Raw genomic sequence first — 14688 nt, 5'->3', positions numbered from 1 at the left:
GAATACGTTCGAACGAATACGCGAGCCTGCCAGTAGCGTGGCCATTCAACGTTCCCGTCCCCGGCGGCGCAGTACATGTGCACCCGCGTGGGAACCTCGGCGAGGGTTTCGATCTGCGTCGATGCCCTCCGGACCAGCATCGGCAGTGGCCTGGTAGCCGGGTCGTTCGTTCTTGGGGGTGCCGCAGTAGCCATGGGTTACTGAGTTGACGCCGCACTCCTGGCCGGTCTGTATAGTCTGCGTGAGTGGAGCCGTTGACGGCGGTCACGATGGTGGCGGCCCAGTATGGTCTAGAGCAGCTGATCGGCGCGATCACTGGGAATCCCGGTCTAGGTAACCTAACAGCGGAGTTGCTTGGCGCCTTGTCGGCCAGCGAGGACCGGTTGGGTGTCCGGCTGGCTGCTATCGAAAGCCGCCTGGACGAGGTGCTGGAGCAGTCCTACATCACGGCCATCGGAAGCGGCCTACGCACCCTGGTCGATGCGGGAACGGCCATTGATCCGAAGATTCGCGAGGACGAGTTCCTGCGCGCGCGGGACATCTTCCGTGACGCGAGTGCGTCCGCCCGCTCCAAGCTTCAGATCGCACTCGCCGAGCGGTACTTGTTGCTGTGCGCGTTCGCGCTCGGGCGCGATGACGCTGCCCGCAACGCCCTTGCCCGCCTCAATAGCGCCGCCTTCGAGACCGTGCTGGAGTCTGCGCAGGCGTATCAGCACCAGGCCGCTCTGGCGAAGGCAACCGAGCAAGTTGAACGACAGGGTGTGCCCCGCAGGCAAGTTGGCCACCAAGTGCGCATGGAGCTCGACACCATCCGGTCCGCTGCTGTCGAAGCCACCGGCCTGGCAGTGCAGATGCTCCGGGAAGCAGGAGTGCTGGCACAAAGGTTTCACAGCGGGGTACCACCGGAACTGGCGAAACTCTCTGTCCCCACCAGCCCTGCTCTCTGGTTCACCAGCCAGCTTGCCGCCAGCGCGGACAAGCTCGCCGAGATCGGTGTGTGGAGTGTCCAGACCAACGAGGTCGCGCCGGTGCAACTCGGTCCGTTGCAGATCGAGTGGCATCATGTCCAGCGGCAAAGCTTGCCGCCGACGCAGCCCGTCGCGCCGCTACCGCTTTCCGAATGGCGGAGTCGGGGTGATTGGCCAGTCTCTCCCGATGTGCTCTACGTGAACGTGGAGGTGCACGCTGATCCGACGCTGACGCTGCCGTTGACGCTCCAACTTGCCTCGCCGCCAGAGTGGCAGCAGTTCGCCTCTCGGGTGACGTCGCTTCTCGGGGCTTTCCCCACGGGAGAACGAGGATCTCAGGCAACGACACGTAGGGACACGGGTACGACTATGCCGGCGGGCGCCCGTAACTTCAGACTTGCCTGCCGTTCGGTGCCATTGTCACCAGACACACCACTCCTACTTCGGAAGCTGAACAAAGCTCGGCTCATCCTCGGCGGTGTGTTCGTCGTCGACTCTCCACCAGTCACGCAGGCTGGTACCGCTTGATGAGATGGGCGCGTGGTTGCGTCGTGCTGCAGGGCTCATCTTGACCCGGCTGAGCCGAGTTCGATGACGTTGTTATGCGCGTGGTGCAGCAGGCCCTTGGCACCAGTGAATACGCCGTCATTTGAATACGCGAGCCTACCAGTAACACGTCGCCGGTTCATCTGATGCGAATTCACGATGGTGTGCGGCTTCAAGGACCTAGCGATTACGCATCGCGTCAAACGATGGGTTCCCTGTCGTGACCGGATCTGCTCAGGTCGTCGGTTGGTTCACCGGGAGTTGCACAACGGTGTATTCCTTCGCCATCGCGTTGGTCGGCATGGCTGCCGCAGCCCGGTGAGCTTCCTGCTCTGACGGGAACCGGTGCGCTTGGGTGAGTCGGCCCCAGCTTTCGAGCTGGTTGCCGTCGCGGGTGCGTCTGGAAACGTCGCGGCAGTAGTACGCGGTGGACCCGTTGGTCAACCGCACAACGACTCCCCACTCGCGTCCAACGCGGTGTCCACCCTTGGGCGTCCGCTTCTCCTTCGACACGCGTTCCTCCAGCACCCTGCTGTCCTTGGATGCCAGTGTGCCGGTCGTCAGCGTCGCCTGCACTGGGGATAACGGTCAGGCGCCTGTGCCCGTGGGACAGAGCCGCTGCTCCCGCAGCCCGCGATTACGCGTCAAACGAATACGCGAGCCTGCCAGTAGCACGTCGCGTATTCCGTTTGATGCGATTGTGGGCAACTTGACAAGTTGTGGCTATATGGCCGACAGATTGGCCCAGGTGCGGTCGTTGACATGCGGACCGGTGTGACGCTGGTCGAGTTGAGCAAAGCCAGCGTCTTCTTAGGTAGGAGAAGGGATGGAGCGACCGGGCCCGGCGGTCCATCGCACGATCGTTGTGGTGGATGTTGAAGGGTTCGGTGATCGGCATCGGACCAACGCGCACCAGGTCGCGGTTCGCGCTGGTCTGTACCGGGTGCTACAGCAGGCTTTCGAGCACGCGGGGGTGTCGTGGGCCGCCTGCGATCATGAGGATCGCGGTGGTGGGGTCGTCATTCTGGCACCTGCCGAGGTGCCCAAGGCGTTGTTCGCGGATGCAGTGCCGGACGGGCTGGTGAGGGCGCTGCGTGAGCACAATGCCACTCACTCGGTGGAGGCGCGGATCCGGCTGCGGATGGCCCTGCACGCTGGTGAAGTCACCTACTGCCGCGTCACGCAACGTTGGGTAGGTAATCGGGTCGGCGGATCTTGGAGTTGGCGGCGAAGTTGCGTTTGGGGTGGCAGCGGCGGTTGTGCCAGCGGAGGTAGCTGGCGATGGCAGCTTCTTGCGCGGTGTGGGTGGGGTAGTCGCTGCCGTCGAGGGTGAAGTAACGCAGCGCGGTGAACTCGGACTCGACCCAGTTGAGCCACGAGGCGTTGGTGGGTGTGTAGACCAGCTCGATGGCATGTCCGGTACACCAGTCGGTGACTTCGGCCTTGCCGTGTGGGCCGTAGTTGTCGCAGATCAGATATAACGTCCCCGCGGGGAATCGGCGGCGGAGTTGTTTGCAGAAGTCGAGGAACTGCGGCCAGCGTTTGCGGTCGCGGAACCGGTAGAACAGCTGCCCGGAGGCCAGGTCCAGCGCGGCGAACATCTGCCGCACCCCGGCGGGGCGGGTGTAGGTAGCCCGCCGGCGGGCCGGCTGACTGCGCCGGAAACAGCCGTGGCCAGGTCGGGGTTGCAGGTTGAGCGGCCCGAACTCGTCCACACACAGGACCCGGCCGTCGGTGGGTGGATGATCGTAGAGATCGAGGATGCGGGCCATCTTGGTCGCGAAGTCCGGGTCGCGGCTGCTCTTCCAGGCCTTCGTCTGTTGCCAGGTGATCCCGGCCTGGCGGAGCACACGTCGGGCGGTCTCGGCCGACACGACCAACCGGTGGTGTTCGGCCAGGTAGGCAACCAGTTTGGACAGGCTCCACGTGGTGAAGGGCTGGCCCAGCCCGCTCGGGGCGCTACGCGCGATGCGGCAGATGAGTTCGCGGGCGGCCGAACCGAACTTAAGTGGTCGGCCGCCGTTCCATTTTGGGTCCAACGCCGCGAACCCCTGCTCGTTGAACGCGTGGATCACCTCCCGCACATAGTTCTCGGTCGCGGCGAACATCATCGCGATCTCGCCCGCGCTGCGGCCTTGCACCGAGGCCAACACCACCCCAGCACCGCGCAACCGGACCCGATCCCGCGTCGACCGCGTGATCTTCACCAACCTCTGCGCCTGCTCCGGCTCCAGCGCATGCACAAACACCTCAGGCTGACGAGCCACCCAGCACCACCTCCGCCAGCAGCCTGCCAGGCACTACCCACCCGCCAACCCAGGGGCAATTACCTCATCAACCTTCTGAGGCACAGCACTACGACAAGCACGGCGTCACCGCGGCCGCGGTCAACCTGGCGTTTCGCCTGCTTGACGCCGCTCCGCTGAGGGTCGCACTGGCCGAATCCCCGGGAGTGCTCGCCATGGTTACCTCTGGCTGGTTCTTCGACGAGGTGGTCCGCCACAGGCCGGCCTGCGATTCCACCACCTATCGCTCGGCGCGGATCCTCGTAAAGGAAACCGCCACGGTGGCGTGGATCAGCCGGCCCGACCACCCCTAGGGTCGCTATGCTGAGGCGCTCGACTATCTCCGGCAAGCACTACCGCTCAGCACAGACGCGCAACGCGGACGGCTGGAAGGCGTCATTGAAGGCAATCTCGGCACCGTCCTCATCGACTTGGGCCACCACGATCAGGCCCTGTCCCACGCCGAACGCGGCCTGGCCCTCCGCCGGCAGGCCGGCGACTGGGCGGGCGAACCCCTCGCGTTAGTTCAAGTTGCGCGGGCCAGGCAGGGCATGGGCGCGCACTCTGAGGCAATCGCGCTATGCGAGCAGGCGTTGAGCATTGGAGGCGATCACCGGTATCCGCCAAGCTCCGCCACTGCTCTGGAAACCTTGGGCACGTCGCTGCAGCACACCGGCGACATCGAACGTGCCGTCAAGTGTTGGCGTGAAGCAACTCCAACCGCTTCAGCACCCTAACTGAGGCAGCTCGACCAGTGGGGGACACGCACTCATACCTGGCGAATACGCGACATTCGAATACGCGAGCCTGCCCGTAGCAAATCTGCTCGTGTTCACGTGGGCTGAAACTTTGTCGGTAGGAACCCAAACCAATTGCTGGGCACCGATGCGCGAAACGCTGCGGGTTCGCACGAACTTAGTACTCCAGCCCGGGACACTGGCCCAGGCCCTGACCATCCAGACCAAGCCTTCGACGGCGCGCACTGCGCTCAAACCGGGGTGTTGTTGCCTTTTTATTCGTCGCCGGTTTCATCGGCGCTGCAGGGCGCTCTATGAAGGCTACCGATTCGCGCGTCAGCACAATGGCGTCCGTTTCTAGGTCCGACCCATGACCATATGAGCTCGGAACGGTACTGGCGTCTAACACTGGACGTCGCGGAGCGATGCAGTGAGCGTGGCTACTACTGAGGATCACAACGGCCGGGCTCTGGAACCCGTCGAGCGGATGCTGGTCGAGCACGTCGAACGCGGTGAGCTTCTTGATCTAGCAGGCGATGCGCCGGTAGACGAGGCCGTGATGCGGACCTGGGGGCAGTCTCGAACGGTGTCCGCCGCAGTGATCCGCGACATTGTGCGCGGTCGGCTCGCACCCGACCCTGACCCGCATGGTCTGCGGTTGCGGGGAGCGCGGATCAGCGGCCGCATCGATCTGGAGAACATCACCAGCACTGTTGGGGTCGCACTTTACAACTGCCTGCTCGAGGAAGGCATGATCGCTCGAGACGCGACACTTGCAGGCCTTGTATTGACCGGGTGTCTCCTGGAACATCCCACCGAACCTGCGCTGGACGCCGATCGGCTCACCACTACGGTGCTCAACCTCGCAAGCGTTATAGCAACGGCTCACAACGCCCGCGGGGCAATCACAGTGTCCGGCGCCCATCTCGGCGGCCTGACCTGCAGGGCCGCACGTTTGCGCAACGACTCCGGCCCCGCCGTCGATGCTGGCCACCTGCGCGTCGTCCAGAGCATGCGCCTCAGCCGGTTAGAGGCGATCGGTGCCGGCGAATTAGGTGCGGTTCGACTGCTCGGCGCACACCTCGGACAACTGAACTGCGGGACCGCACGTTTGCGCAACGGCTCCGGCCCCGCCTTACTCGCCGATAGTCTGCGTGTCGACCTGAGCTTGCTCCTCCGTCGCGGGTTTGAGGCGATTGGTGCCGGCGAGCTGGGTGCAGTCCGGCTGCTCGACGCTCACCTCGGACAGTTGGAATGTGACGGCGCAAACCTGCGCAACGGCTCCGGCCCCGCCCTCTTCGCTGACCGCCTGCACGTGGACCGGAGCGTGTTCCTCCGTGACGGGTTTGAGGCGATCGGTGCCGGCGAACTGGGTGCAGTCCGGCTGCCCGCCGCCCACCTCGGCCACTTGGACTTTAGAGCAGCGCGCGTGCGTAACGACTCCGGCCCCGCCGTCACGGCTGGCCAGCTACGCATCGAACTGAGCTTGCTCTTCCGTGGTGGGTTTGCGGCGATCGGCGGCGGAGACAACGTGGCTGTCGATCTCACCGGCGTGCAGGTCGGCGGCCTCCTAGAGCTTGATCCGGCTGCGATCGAGCACAGTAGCGACCCCATTGCTCGGCTCGCCGTGGATGGAATGGTCTACACCGGGTTGCCGAGAGGGGTCGGGCCCGGCGGGTGGTTGACCCTAGTGCGCGCCGGCACACGAACCTATGCGGCTCAGCCCTACCAGCAGCTCGCTGCGGCGCACCGAGCTGCGGGAGACGACGGCCAGGCGCGACGCGTGCTGCGGCTCCAACGCCACGACCAGATCTGGCGAAGAGCCCTGACTGGCAGAGCCGCACGAGCCTGGGCCCGGTTCACTGGGGTGACCCTCGGCTATGGCTACCAACCTTGGCGGGCCCTCATCGGCCTTCTCACGGTCGTCATCGCCGCCGTGCTGCTGGCGGTCCATCTGGGCGCCCACGGCGGCCTAACCCAGGTCCACAACCCGCCTTCACCCACCCCAATGGGCTGTACCGTGGTCGACCGGATCGGGGTAGGCCTGGACCTCGGTACCCCGTTAATCACCACCGGCGCTAAGGCCCGCTGCGAGGCCACCAACACCCCTACTGGTCAGATCCTGACCGTCACCGGTTGGGTCCTCCGACTGCTGGCATGGGCCTTCGCCACACTCTTCATCGTCGGCTTCACCAGCGCCGTCCGGAAAACCTGACGTCGAATACGCGTCAAACGAATACGCGAGCCTGCCAGTATCGTGACGCCTATTGCATCTGATGCGATTACGGTGTGCTGGATTCTGGAAACCGTGCTGCGCCAGCTGTCCTGGCGTCTGCCCGCTGGTCGTGGCGCAGACGCCTAGCTTTCCACCGCGCCACCCCCGCATCGGCAGAAATGCGGCGCCGGGTGGCAGGCGGAACGCGACATTCAACCCCGAACTGAACGAGTTAGTGGGTCCGGCAGCGCAAGACGATGACGGGGTTGCCGCCAAGGTCGCGGCCGGACTGGTGTGGACCGGGATTACATGTGGGGTGCACTAACGTCGCTGAAGGTGTGGCGATGCTGTGGATGTGGCGGCAATCGCACCAGATGAATCAGGTTGGGCGGACGACATCGAGCAGCGGCTGATCAACGCTGTCGAGCGTGGTGAGGTGCTCGACTTAGTCGGCGATGGAGCTGTGGATGAGGCCGTCATGCGTTCGTGGGGTACGACCCGAACGGTGCCGGCGAGGTTGATCCGTAACGTCCTGCGCGGCCGGCTCGTTTCCGATCCCGACCCGCACGGACTGCGACTGCGCGGAGCCCGCATCGCCGGCCGGCTCGACCTGGAAAACCTCACCAGCGTCATCTCACTCGAGCTCACCAACTGTGTCCTCGACGAGGGCATCAACGCTCGCGACGCCACCTTGCATCGCCTGGTCCTAACCGAATGCCTCCTCGAACACCCCAGCGCTGCGGCACTGGACGCCACACGGCTCACCGCCACCGTGCTCGGCTTTGCACACACAACTGCCCGCGCGCACACCGCACTCGGTGCTGTCCGGCTGCTCGGTGCCCACCTCGGCAGCCTGGACGGTAGCGGTGCGAGCCTGCGCAACGACACCGGCCCTGCCCTGCACGCCGACCACCTCGAGGTCGACCAGAACATGTTCCTCCGTGGCGGCTTCACCGCGGTAGGTGCCGGCGAGCCGGGTGCGGTCCGACTGTTCGGCGCCCACATCCGCAGGCTGGAATGCGATGGGGCGAACCTGCGCAACGACACCGGCCCCGCGCTGAACGCCGACGGACTGCGCGTCGACCGAAGGGTGTTTCTTCGTGACGGGTTTACCGCGGTTGGTGCCGGCAGGCTGGGTGCGGTTCGGCTGCACGGCGCCCACCTCGGCATCCTGGAGTGTGTCGGTGCGAGCCTGCGCAACGACACCGGACCCGCGCTACGCGCCGGCAACCTCAAGGTCGACCGGAACGTGTTGCTCTGCGCGGGGTTTGAGGTCGTGGGCGGCGGTGATGATGTTGCCGTTGACCTGACTGGTGTGCGGGTCGGTGGGGTGCTGGTTTTCGATCCCCGGCGCTTGGAACACCGTGTCACCACGCGCCGTCGGCTGCGGGTAGACGGTTTGGTCTACCCCGGGCTACCCCGAGGGATTTCCGGTAGGGCGTGGTTGGAGCTATTGCGGGAGGGCACCCCGGAGTATGCAGCCCAGCCCTATCAGCACCTTGCCGCTGTGCACCGCGCGGCCGGACACGACCGGGAGGCCAGACAGATCCTGATGGCGCAACGCCGCGACCAGATCGACCGTCGCGCGCTGACCGGAGGTGCTGAACGAACCTGGGCCCGGTTCACCGGACTGGTCCTAGGCTACGGCTACCAACCCTGGCGAGCCCTCCTCGGCCTGGCACTCGTGACCACCACCGCCGTGACGCTCGCGGTCATCCTCGGCGGCCACGGCGGCCTGACCCAAGTCCGCACCTCGTCCACCGAATGCACCTGGACCGAGCGAGTCGGCGTCGGCATCGACCTGGGCGCCCCCCTGATCACCACCGGCACCCAAACTCGTTGCCAGACCACCAACACCACCACCGGCCAAACCCTGGCTGCCGCCGGCTGGATTCTGCGCCTGCTGGCCTGGGCCTTCGCCACCCTGTTCGTCGCCGGCTTCACCACCGCCGTCCGCAAAACCTGAGCCACCCCACCCATCAACCGGCCCACCAGCACCCCGCCACCCGATCAGGCACGAATACGCGTCGATCGAATACGCGAGCCTGCCAGTAGCAAAGTGGCGTATTCCGTCTGATGCGATTACGGGTAGCTTGGCATTGCAAAGAACACGCTCGCCCGCCGGCATGCACCGACCAGCGGCAACCTACGTAACAGTGGCGGCAGACGAACCAGTGTGCCTGCAACTCCTCGCTCTCGAATCACTCGGTTGGCGGGTAGCACCAACGCCAAGATCGCCGGATCTCTAGGGCCATGTGGCAGTTTGTGACACCAGCATTGATCGGCGCCGCGGCCGCGCTCGGAGGTGTAGTGGTCGGAGCGCTCGTCGATCCCCTGAAGCTTCACGGCGCGCGACGTGCGCACGTCCGGCAAGGTCGCGCGGCGCGCTGCGCGCTGCTAACCGAAGCGGCAATGAACTGCAGATGGGCTGGTTGATGAGGTCGCTATGCGGGGGTGGGCACGACCCGAACGGTGTCGCAAGGTTGCTCCGGGATATCCGGCGCGGCCAGGTCGTTGCCGATCTCGACCCGCACGTCTGCGGGTGCGGGGAGCCCGCGTCGCTGGCTGGCTCGACCTGGACGACCTAACCCAGCACAATCTCGCTTGAGTTCACCAGCTGTGTTCCTCGACGAGGGGCATCAACGCTCGCGACGCGAACCTTCACAGCCTGGTTCTGATCGAATGCCTACTCGGGCACGTCAGTGCTGCGGCTGTGGACGCCGAGCGGTTAACTTCTGCCGCATCGGCAGTAACGGGGACGGGCCTTCCCGTCGACCTATGGACATGGCTACTGCGGCTGAGGAACTCGGTGCGCTTACACCCGTAGAGCGGCTATTGGTCGAGTACGTCGAGCGCGGAGAGCTCCTCGACTTGGCCGGTGAGCAACCCGTCAACGAAGCCGCTATGCGTGGATGGGATATGTCACGAACCATCCGCGCGTGGGTAGTGCGCGACATCATGCGAGGACGACTAGCCACCGACCCGGACCCACACGGGCTGCGTCTGCGTGGAGCCCGTATCGCCGGCCGCGTGGATCTTGAGAAGATTATGAGCAAGATTTGGCTCGAACTGTCCGACTGCCTGCTCGCCGAGGGACTCGTGGCCAATGACGCCCACCTCGCTGGGCTTGTCCTGTCTGGGTGTCGACTCGAGCACCCTCATGAGCCCGCGTTACACGTAGCTAGGCTCACCACCGCCGTGCTCGCTGTCGACTCCGCAACGGTCCAGGGACATAGCAACGACGGCGCAATAAACGCATACTGGGCCCACTTCGGCCTGCTGGATTGCACCGACGCGACACTGCGCAACGACTCCGGGCCCGCCCTCAACGCCAGTGGCCTCAAGGTCGACCAGTCCGTGTCGTTGTGTGGTGGGTTCGAGGCGACCGGCGCAGGTGAGTTCGCGACAGTCCGGCTGATTGCCGCCCACATCGGCCTGCTGGATTGCAGCGACGCGACACTGCGCAACGACTCCGGGCCCGCCCTCAACGCTGGCGGCCTCCAGGTCGACCAGATCGTGTATCTGCGTGGCCGGTTTAAAGCGACTGGCGCCGGCGATGATGTCGCTGTCTACCTGGCCGATGCTCGGGTGAATGGCGTTCTGGTGTTCAACCCGGCGCAGCTCGAGCACCTAACCGATCCACAAGCGCGGCTCAATGTCGATGGGCTGACCTACAGACAGCTCCCCGTCGGCCTCTCCGCCGGTTCATGGCTGAAGCTGCTGTCTGAGGGCACCCCTGACTACGCGGCTCAGCCTTACCAGCAACTAGCCGCTGCACACCGCGCTGCCGGACACGACAGCGAAGCTCGCCGGATCCTGATGGAACAACGCCGCAACCAGATCCGCCGCGGAGCGATCACCGAACGCACCGAACGTGCCTGGGCTCGCATCACCGGACTCACTCTCGGCTACGGCTACCAACCGTGGCGGGCACTCATCGGCTTGTTCGCCGTCGTTTTCATCGCTGTGGTGCTCGCAGTCATCCTCGGTGGCCACGGCGGCCTCATGCAGACTCGAACAACATCCACATCACTCGGCTGCACCCTGGTGGAACGAATCAGCGTCGGCCTCGACTTGGGCACCCCGTTGATCACCACTGGCGCTCGCGCACGCTGCGACACCACCGACACCACCACTGGTCAGGTCCTCATGGCCACCGGCTGGACACTGCGCTTGTCGGCGTGGGCCTTCGCCACCCTGTTCATCGCCGGTTTCACCAGCGCTGTCCGCAAGACTTGACCCACCAGCGCCCGTCGCCATTGCAGCGTTAGGTAGTCGGCACACGCGAATACGCGTCAAACGAATACGCGTCAAACGAATACGCGAGCCTGCCAGTAGCAGACTTGCCCGGCAGACTTGCTCGTGTTCACTGGGGCTGAAGCTTTACTGGTGGGAACCCAACCAATTTTGGTCGCCAGTGTTTAGAACGCGGTGGGTTCGTATGAATCCGGTTCTCGAACGCGAGGCATGGACGGTGTTGGGGGTGTTGGGTGTGGTTGCTTGTTGAGGGTTGGTGGCTGGTCCTCGACGGGGCGGGCGAGCAGGGTGCGGGCGATCTCGGAGTAGTCGATCGCGGTCTGTGTGCTCACGCCGAACGCCTTCGCGAGGTGCAGGGGGTCGGCGTCAACGGCGAGGGCTTCGTGGAGAACGCGGTCCGCGCGGAGCTGCTCGAGGGCGACGTTCTGCATGGCGAGGTGCCAGGTCAGCTGCACTGTCCGGGGGCGGGGTGCAACTTGCGCCGCGATTCGGCGATACCAACGACATGACCAGCCTGACGTTGGTGATGGGACCGATTGCTGCATTGATCGGAGTTTGGATCGGTGGAGTGCTCTCCTCACGCAGTCAGCGTGAGACCTGGCAACGCGAGCAGGAGCGGCGTGAACGAGACGCCATCCGCGCCGCTGGCGGCGGCTACGTGGCTGCCGCACGGCGGTTCGTCTCCTACGTCAAAGACCTCAACACGGAGATCACCATCGTGCCCCACCTGGGGTCGGCCGGACCGATCCACGTTCTCCAAGACCCAACTTTCCACCTCGAGTTGGAGAGCGCTTCAGCTGAAGTGCTGCTCGTTGTTCGCAGCGCCGAGACCGTGCAGAGTGCGCGGAACCTGCGAACCACACTGTTTGCTCTGGCCGTGGCCCGGGCCAACAACCCCGACGGAGTCGTCGGTGATAAGGGACTGGCTGGACTGCGCGCTGCCGAAGCGGCATTCGTCAATGCCGCACGAGCCGAGCTCGGAGCACCCGCGCTGACCAGCGGTCTCTACACCCTCGACTAGCGCGACCCAAGCGCCCGAACATGAACACCCGCCATGTCGACAGCCCATGTGATCCTCGGCGGCGACCGGCAAACCCAATGTCATCCGCGACTTGATATCGATAATCGTTTGGTGACTACAGAAGGCTCTACCGACAGGGCAAGAGGCATGGCCCTCGAAACCGTTCACTGGCACCTCGTTCGGGAAGATGGGCAGCGTACTGCCGTGTCGACGCGGGCCGGGGCGGTATTGAATACGAACACGCTGGTTGTTGCCGGGACAGCGCTGGCGTTTTCGCTCAAAGGATCCGGGTCGCTGAGCCCGTGGGTGTTCGCAGCGACGCTCGGCACCTTGTTGCTCGTCGCTGGCTCGGTCGCGCACGCGACGCAGGCGTTGGTCATGCTGCGTCGCACCGAACGCAGATTCTCCGAGCCGCGCAGCGACGCATCGACGCTCTACGACCTGTCCGGCATCAGTCGCAGGTGGCCAACTTTCGAGCAGTTCCGAGTGACGATGATGGCTCAATCTGCGGAACAACAGCTCCAAGGAGCCCTTGACGAGTTGTGGTGAATTTCCCACCTGCACCGCTACCGCTACCTCAAACTCCGCAGAGCAACATGGCTACTGCTGGCCTCGATCAGCCTGCTCTTGGCCACGGTGGTGCTAGCAGCAGCAGCGTCCTACTGACCACACGCAGCCGGAACGAGATGAGACGACGCGAATACGCTCGAACGAATACCCGAGCCTGCCAGTACGTGCCTCGCCTGCCAGGTTATCCATGGGGCGCACCTGGGTAGGAAGTCAGCTTGAGTCAATGTGCGGACAGGGCAGCCGCTGCTGATAACCACCGGGTATGCCGGTACCGACGGCTGTCCAGAATGCTTCTGAGTCGCGGAAGTGCCCGCCGAGGGTGTGCCAACTTAGCCCTGGATGTTCGGCGCGCAGTGCGGCCAGACCTGCGCTGGCCAGGCCACACCGTTGATACTCTGGTTCGGTGTAAGGCTGTTCGACCCAGCCACATCGGCAGCGATCGCAGATCTGGTAGTCGACGGCGAACACGATCTCGCCGTCGAGCTTGGCGGCTCGCTCGAGCCATCCCTGCCGCTCATGCGAGGGTGTGTCTTGCCATGGCGTGCCTGAGATAGAAGCGGTCGGCCCGCCCTTTGGCTGGGCGAGTCTTCCTCGGCTGATCCGCTGCAGGGCCTTATGCCACCGATTCCGGCCGGACGCGCGACCGACTTCGTGGGCTTGCGCGGCCAGTCGCCGGGCTGCCGCGTGGACATCGTCGCTCACCACGACGCCATCGTGCTCTGCCGCGTTTGTGCAGCGAGCGGAGTCGGATCTCTAGCAGGTAAGGCGGTCGGGTCGGCACAGGAAGCGCGGTTAGCCTGTCGACCGGCGGCCAACGCCGAGGTAACGCAGGCCGGCGTCGGCCAGGCGTCGGTCGTCGAGCGCGTTGTGGCTGTCCAGGACCAGGTCGCCGGTCATGCGGGAGCTGATGCGGGTCCAGTCGAGTGTGCGGTATTCGGACCAGTCGGTGAGCAACACGAGCGCGGTGGCATCGGTGGCGACGTCGTGCGGGTCGGAGACCACGGTGAGCCCGAGAACGTCACGGTCGACGGTGGGATCGTGGGCGGTGACGATGGCGCCGTGGTCGGTCAGCGCTTGAACGATCTGAGTCGCGGGGGAGGCGCGTAGGTCGTTGGTGCCGGCCTTGAAGGTCAGGCCGAGGACGCCGATGTGGGCTCCGGCGAGGCAGTGACCAAGTTCGGTGGTGAGGCGGGCGATCACGCGGTCGTGGTGGTGGGCATTGCTGGCGATCGCGGCGGCCAGGATGGGGAAGTTGACTTCGGCTTGCTGGGACTGGTGGAGGAGTGCGCGCGCGTCCTTGGGTAGGCAGGGGCCGCCCCAGCCTGGGCCGGGGCGTAGGTAGTCGGCGCCGATACGGGGATCGGCGCCGAGTACGTAGGTCAGGTCGGTGATGTCGGCGCCGAAGGTCTCGCACAGCTCGGCGAGGGTGTTGACGTAGGAGAGTTTGGTGGCGAGGAAGCAGTTGGCGGCGTACTTGGCCAGCTCTGTGGTGGCTGGGTCGGTGATGATGGTCTCGGCGCGCACGGCGTCGTAGAGCGCGGTGACCTTCTTGGCTGCGGCTGGGTCTTCCGCGCCGATGAGGATGCGGGTGGGGTGGAGGAAGTCGTAGACGGCGTGGCCTTCGCGGAGGAACTCCGGGTTGGATGTGACCGCGATGTCCGGCCGTTCCAGGGCTGCGCGGAGCGCGTTGTTGGTGCCCACTGGAACCGTGGACTTGATGACCAGGACGGTGCCGGAGCGCAGCCGATCGCGTATCGCTGCGACGGTCTGCTCAATAGCTGACAGGTCGGCAGAACCGTCCGCGTGGCCGGGCGTTGGTAGGCATAGGAAGACGATGTCAGCGTCGGCGACGGCGGTAACGGTTGCCGTGTCGAACTTGAGCGTGCCGCTGTCGAGTCCACCGCGGATGAGATTGTCCATGTCCGGCTCGGCGAGGTGTGTTCGGCCATTGCGCAGTGCCCCGACCGTGTCCGGGTCGTTGTCGACACAGGTCACGGTGTGGCCCAGAGAGGCCAGGCAGGCTCCGGTAGTCAGCCCGACGTAGCCGCTGCCGATGACGGTGATGCGGGTGGTGGGGATCATGAACGCT

Annotated in this window: 11 protein-coding genes and 1 pseudogene; 7 read left to right on the top strand and 5 right to left on the bottom strand. The window is 65.0% G+C overall.

Annotated features, from left to right (window positions below):
* Positions 1–245: 245 nt before the first annotated feature.
* A complete protein-coding gene (locus VFV67_RS18975; protein ID WP_326471735.1) occupies positions 246–1496 on the top strand; it encodes a hypothetical protein in 1251 nt (416 codons plus the stop codon).
* A gap of 252 nt (positions 1497–1748) precedes the next feature.
* Here VFV67_RS18975 and VFV67_RS18970 read toward each other — a convergent pair whose 3' ends face one another.
* Together VFV67_RS18970 and VFV67_RS18965 are read right to left on the bottom strand one after the other, a co-directional pair.
* Positions 1749–2090: a hypothetical protein gene (locus tag VFV67_RS18970; protein WP_326471733.1), complete on the bottom strand. Its 342-nt coding sequence runs from the start codon at positions 2088–2090 to the stop codon at positions 1749–1751.
* 602 nt (positions 2091–2692) lie between these two features.
* Positions 2693–3781 carry an IS630 family transposase gene (locus VFV67_RS18965; protein ID WP_326471731.1) on the bottom strand — a complete coding sequence of 363 codons (1089 nt, stop codon included), beginning with the start codon at positions 3779–3781 and terminating at the stop codon, positions 2693–2695.
* A 344-nt stretch (positions 3782–4125) separates the two neighbouring features.
* Between VFV67_RS18965 and VFV67_RS36825 the strand changes: the two are divergent.
* From VFV67_RS36825 to VFV67_RS18950, 4 genes and pseudogenes are all read left to right on the top strand, one after another.
* Positions 4126–4536, top strand: a pseudogene (locus tag VFV67_RS36825) (tetratricopeptide repeat protein); the annotation flags it as partial.
* A 430-nt stretch (positions 4537–4966) separates the two neighbouring features.
* Positions 4967–6751, top strand: a complete 1785-nt coding sequence (locus tag VFV67_RS18960; protein ID WP_326471730.1) for a hypothetical protein — start codon at positions 4967–4969, stop codon at positions 6749–6751.
* Positions 6752–7106: 355 nt separating this feature from the next.
* A complete protein-coding gene (locus VFV67_RS18955; protein ID WP_326471729.1) occupies positions 7107–8717 on the top strand; it encodes a hypothetical protein in 1611 nt (536 codons plus the stop codon).
* An 812-nt stretch (positions 8718–9529) separates the two neighbouring features.
* The gene (locus tag VFV67_RS18950) at positions 9530–10990 is read left to right on the top strand and encodes a hypothetical protein (protein ID WP_326471728.1); all 1461 of its coding nucleotides are present in this window, start codon (positions 9530–9532) and stop codon (positions 10988–10990) included.
* A gap of 182 nt (positions 10991–11172) precedes the next feature.
* Here VFV67_RS18950 and VFV67_RS18945 read toward each other — a convergent pair whose 3' ends face one another.
* Positions 11173–11463: a hypothetical protein gene (locus VFV67_RS18945; RefSeq protein WP_326471727.1), complete on the bottom strand. Its 291-nt coding sequence runs from the start codon at positions 11461–11463 to the stop codon at positions 11173–11175.
* 50 nt (positions 11464–11513) lie between these two features.
* On the opposite strand from VFV67_RS18945, the gene VFV67_RS18940 reads away from it, so the two are divergent.
* The gene (locus VFV67_RS18940; RefSeq protein ID WP_326471726.1) at positions 11514–12029 is read left to right on the top strand and encodes a hypothetical protein; all 516 of its coding nucleotides are present in this window, start codon (positions 11514–11516) and stop codon (positions 12027–12029) included.
* A gap of 33 nt (positions 12030–12062) precedes the next feature.
* Positions 12063–12578: a hypothetical protein gene (locus VFV67_RS18935; RefSeq protein ID WP_326471725.1), complete on the top strand. Its 516-nt coding sequence runs from the start codon at positions 12063–12065 to the stop codon at positions 12576–12578.
* Between the two features lie 231 nt (positions 12579–12809).
* Here VFV67_RS18935 and VFV67_RS18930 read toward each other — a convergent pair whose 3' ends face one another.
* Together VFV67_RS18930 and VFV67_RS18925 are read right to left on the bottom strand one after the other, a co-directional pair.
* Entirely contained in the window at positions 12810–13304 is a 495-nt protein-coding gene (locus tag VFV67_RS18930; protein WP_326471724.1) for a hypothetical protein, read from the bottom strand.
* Positions 13305–13391: 87 nt separating this feature from the next.
* On the bottom strand, positions 13392–14681 hold the full coding sequence (locus VFV67_RS18925) for a UDP-glucose/GDP-mannose dehydrogenase family protein (protein ID WP_326471723.1): 1290 nt from the start codon (positions 14679–14681) through the stop codon (positions 13392–13394).
* Positions 14682–14688 lie beyond the last annotated feature (7 nt).

Origin of the sequence: Actinophytocola sp. (genome assembly GCF_035762905.1) — a bacterium.
GTDB lineage: Bacteria > Actinomycetota > Actinomycetes > Mycobacteriales > Pseudonocardiaceae > DASYTH01.
The sequence above is the reverse complement of the archived record's forward strand: the minus strand, read 5'-3'. Positions and strand labels throughout refer to the sequence as shown.

Coding starts and splice junctions, on each gene's coding strand:
- VFV67_RS18950 (WP_326471728.1), top strand. CDS start 9,530: ATGGACATGGCTACTGCGGCTGAGGAACTCGGTGCGCTTACACCCGTA.
- VFV67_RS18925 (WP_326471723.1), bottom strand. CDS start 14,681: ATGATCCCCACCACCCGCATCACCGTCATCGGCAGCGGCTACGTCGGG.
- VFV67_RS18940 (WP_326471726.1), top strand. CDS start 11,514: ATGACCAGCCTGACGTTGGTGATGGGACCGATTGCTGCATTGATCGGA.
- VFV67_RS18935 (WP_326471725.1), top strand. CDS start 12,063: ATGTCGACAGCCCATGTGATCCTCGGCGGCGACCGGCAAACCCAATGT.